We start from the raw sequence: 3,656 nt of genomic DNA on the forward strand, positions 1-3,656 counted from the left end.
TCGTCACGACTTGTGTGTAATGCAATGGGTTATGCCCTCAGGGGGCTTGGGACGCGTCGGATAGCAGGGCGGTGAGCGCGCGTGAGCAATCAGAACCCATCTTGGGTACCGTACTCCAGCTCCAGTTTGACCAGTTCGCGCGTGGCGACGCCATAGCGCCTGCCAATATCGGCAAGCGTCTCTTGCAGTTGCATGACGGGCAGCCTGTCCGCCGGCAGGGAAACCCGGTATGTGCCATTGCCGGACAAAGGCGATGTCGGCACCAGCGTCAGGCCGCTGCGCATCTTCACTGCGCGGCTCGCTTCGGCCAGGGCCTGTGATCGGTAGGTGCGAGACCAGGCATCCGCCGTCAGCGCGAGCTGGATGTCATCGACGCCATCGCTTACCGGAATGGCGATGGTCTCGCGCCGCCAGAATGCGACACTATTGACGACCAGCGCCAAGACTCGACTGGCGTCGATCCGGAATGCGGCACTGTCATGCGTGGTCCCCCATGTGCGTAAGCCGAGCGATTGCGCCACCGCAGCCGCACGAGCTGGCCCGGCATCGCTTCGACGATTGCCACGCTGACGGGCACCGACGCGGTCACGCCCGTGGTCGACACGACGCCGCGGTCGGCAATGTAGCGGCGATTGGGAACATGGGTGGCGCCGGGATGCCGTTCCCGTAGCTTGTTCCTGTCATACCAGTGTCCCGCGAACCGGCGACCATCGAGCAACCCCGCCTTGCCGACGACCAGCGCGCCGGAGCAGATCGCGACGATTACCGCGCCTTTCGCGGCCTGGGCACGAATCCACCCGACGATGACGGGGTCGTCGTCCGCATGCATCGCAGGCACGATCACGTAGTCCGCACCGTCCGGATAGCGGTTATCGAAAGAAGCAAGGTCATCCTGAAGCTCAACCGTCAGCGCGGGCATCAGCGAAACACGCCCGCGCCGTGGCGCCACAGCTTCTACGGCGGCTATGTCCGCACGGCGGAGTATCGCGTATGGGACGAGGAAGTCGGTGGCCTCGGTGCCCTCATTGAGCGCGAGTACTGCAATGACTGGCTTGGCATGGCGCGGCGCCGGGACGGCCGTGTCACCGGCAGCGATAGCATCCATCGCATGTACTGTCGTAGCGCCCATCAACATGCTGGCGATCACAACGAATCTGAACGGGAATGGCATACTTCTACTTCTTTCTCGGCGCATGGATGCTGCCAGCAGGGTACGCCCCCCCTACGATGACCAACAACGACAACAATGCCGCACTTTCCGCCAGTGCCGCGACTCGTAATGGCGGATTCCCTTGGCATACACCCATACTAGGCGAAGGATTCACGAGTGCCCGCCTGAGCGTGTTCGCTCCTGGGGAACACTGGCCGAGCACGTTCTTCTGTACGGCAGCCAGCCGAGTCGCCAGGTAGCTGGCTCCTCAGGTACGGATCGGGCAAGACCTCCAGCTGCGCCCATGGGGCGTCGTCGACGGGCTCGAGTTCGAGGCAGTGTTTGAAGTCGCTCGCTGCCAGGCGCGTGCCTAGAAGCTTGCCAAACGCATCGAGCTGGACCTGCGAGATCAGTCCTGCGCTGCCGCCGAGCGCTGGGCAGATGATCCACGTCGTGCCGTCCTTGGCGAAGATGCGCAAGCGCCTGACTTGGTCGGCCGGCTGGATGGCGTGCTCTTCGCCGGCGAGCCCGCCTAGCGAGAAGGCTTCGAGATATTCGTCGGTATGGCGATGGCCCAGACAAACGACCACCTTTGGGCGCCAGCGGGCGCAGGTCTTTGCGAGAAACCGGAAGCGTTCGCCATGCCGGCACAGATCCTCGTAGCGCGTCTGTGGGACGAGCTCGGGCTGGCCTCGGAACGCTTTGGACCAAGGCGTTCGTCCATCGAGTTGGGCAGGCAGGGGAAACAGGCTGAGCCTGAACTCGGCGCCCCCAGGCGCGTAGAGATGGCGCCAGTAGTATTGTTCCCAGTCGTTGTCCGCGAGCCGAACGCGCAGTGCTTCAGCCCGCGCGGCGGCCATGATGCGGGCAACGTACTGATGGCCGAGCCACTTGCCCATGTTTTCCCGCTGCTGGTGGCGGAACTCGGCGTCCCAGGCGGGCGGCGCCACACGCGGCTGCAGCGGCGCGACGAGGGGCTCCAACCAGGCGCGCGGGCTTCTGTCGCATATCCAGACGGGAGCTCTTGGGTTGCCTCCTTCCATCCCCACGTACGATGCAAAATAACGATCCAGTTCCTGACGCGCGAATACCCCTGAATGCTGCATATTATCCCTTGCTGCCTGGTGGGACCCCCATACATCCAATGCCGCAGCATGCCGCCGCCCCTGGGGCGCGCGTGCCACTGTGGTCGTTTAAAAACTCTTTCTGCAGGCGGGGTACGAACGGGATCAGTGCGCCCTCGCGGGCGGAATCCTTGTGCCGATGGGATCTCGGTATAATGGCCCGCCCGCTGCCATGTCACCGGTAATTGCTAGTCGTTCCTTAATACCGGCGATGTCTGGGCGCCTGCGTAACCGCAGGTCAGGCCAGTACCCGCATGCCGCGCTGCCAGAAATGCAGCCGCGTCGCTTCCGATGACGAAAAGCAATGTCGATTGAATAAGAAACTGCAAGCTGGCCCTTTCGTGGGCCCAGGCTATATCCGTTCTTATGTGATTGTTGTCACTGACGAAAACTGATACTACTTTTGTATTGCCTGAGCATTACCCCGCATATCGATAGCACGCGCCAATGAGGAAAAATCAAGATCTCTCGAAACGCGCAGCCATGCGGTATTCCAGCCCGGCTACATTCTTATCCCCGATTCCTCTGCAATTGAGAGCAATTTAACCAAACCTGCCGGAAATAGGAATTCCAATCTTTTAAGGTCTGACATAAGTGGCTTTGCTGCGCTGCGATATTTCTGAGGTTCCCCGCTTTTAATCCCCTCCACGGAGGGGATTAAAATGCGGACGCCTGAACGCAGTGCGTTCTGCGATCCATGCAAGCGTGGCTCAATATCTGATCGCCTGGCACCACATCACAGCGGTGGTGTGAACGGTGCCTCGTGCCAGGCGCATTGGCCTGCGATGCTCGCGCCACAGATCGGCGAACGGCGTGGCGGCATCTCTGGCTTCGTGGGGCTGGCGCCTTCCGTTCCTGATTGGTCCTCTGAAGCGGGTCGGATTAGAAAGCCAGCGCTTCAAGCGCCAATGCTCCTCTTCAGAACTTTCCCTACCTAAGCGTGGGGCCCACTAAAGCAGGGTAAGACCCGGTCCCACCCCCATCAATAATCAACCCCGGCAAGCCTGACCCGTTGCCCATCCCGTTAGGGTGTAGACCGTCCCTGCGTCTACACCCTTCTTTTTTTGGTGCTTCGGAAAGTTGCGGGACGACGGGCGTGGTATAGAGCATTTCCTTATACAGAAGTCATGACTCTTCCCGCAGTGCTTGAATGGTGAGCGCGGCGTCCATGGTTCGCTGCATGCCGATCCAGATCGTCTTAGCGCCAGGCTCACCATCGCTCTTGCGCCCAAGGAACCCACCCAGGGAAGCCACCAACCGAATCATCTGATTGAGTGTGACTGGTACCTTCGGGCGGGCTTTTTTGGCGAGCACGTATGCTCCCCGAATCTCGTCGGCGTCGAAGAACAGTGACGCATCCAGATCGGGGCAGGTTCTGCCCA

Annotated in this window: 4 protein-coding genes; all 4 read right to left on the reverse strand. The window is 61.1% G+C overall.

Annotated features, from left to right (window positions below; all coding sequences use genetic code 11):
• Window positions 1-89: 89 nt before the first annotated feature.
• Window positions 90-443, reverse strand: coding sequence for a hypothetical protein (locus CF68_RS35555; RefSeq protein ID WP_051591603.1), 354 nt, complete (start codon window positions 441-443; stop codon window positions 90-92).
• Window positions 383-1,171, reverse strand: coding sequence for a DJ-1/PfpI family protein (locus tag CF68_RS20040; RefSeq protein ID WP_051591604.1), 789 nt, complete (start codon window positions 1,169-1,171; stop codon window positions 383-385). The genes CF68_RS35555 and CF68_RS20040 overlap by 61 nt, the downstream gene beginning before the upstream one ends.
• 137 nt (window positions 1,172-1,308) lie before the next feature.
• Complete coding sequence (locus CF68_RS20045) at window positions 1,309-2,133, reverse strand: transcriptional regulator (protein ID WP_235205826.1); 825 nt, start codon at window positions 2,131-2,133, stop codon at window positions 1,309-1,311.
• Window positions 2,134-3,399: 1,266 nt separating this feature from the next.
• A partial coding sequence (locus CF68_RS20050) for an IS4 family transposase (RefSeq protein ID WP_035822116.1) occupies window positions 3,400-3,656 on the reverse strand: 257 nt, incomplete at its 5' end.

The sequence above is a fragment of the Cupriavidus sp. SK-4 genome, assembly GCF_000611125.1.
GTDB lineage: Bacteria > Pseudomonadota > Gammaproteobacteria > Burkholderiales > Burkholderiaceae > Cupriavidus > Cupriavidus necator.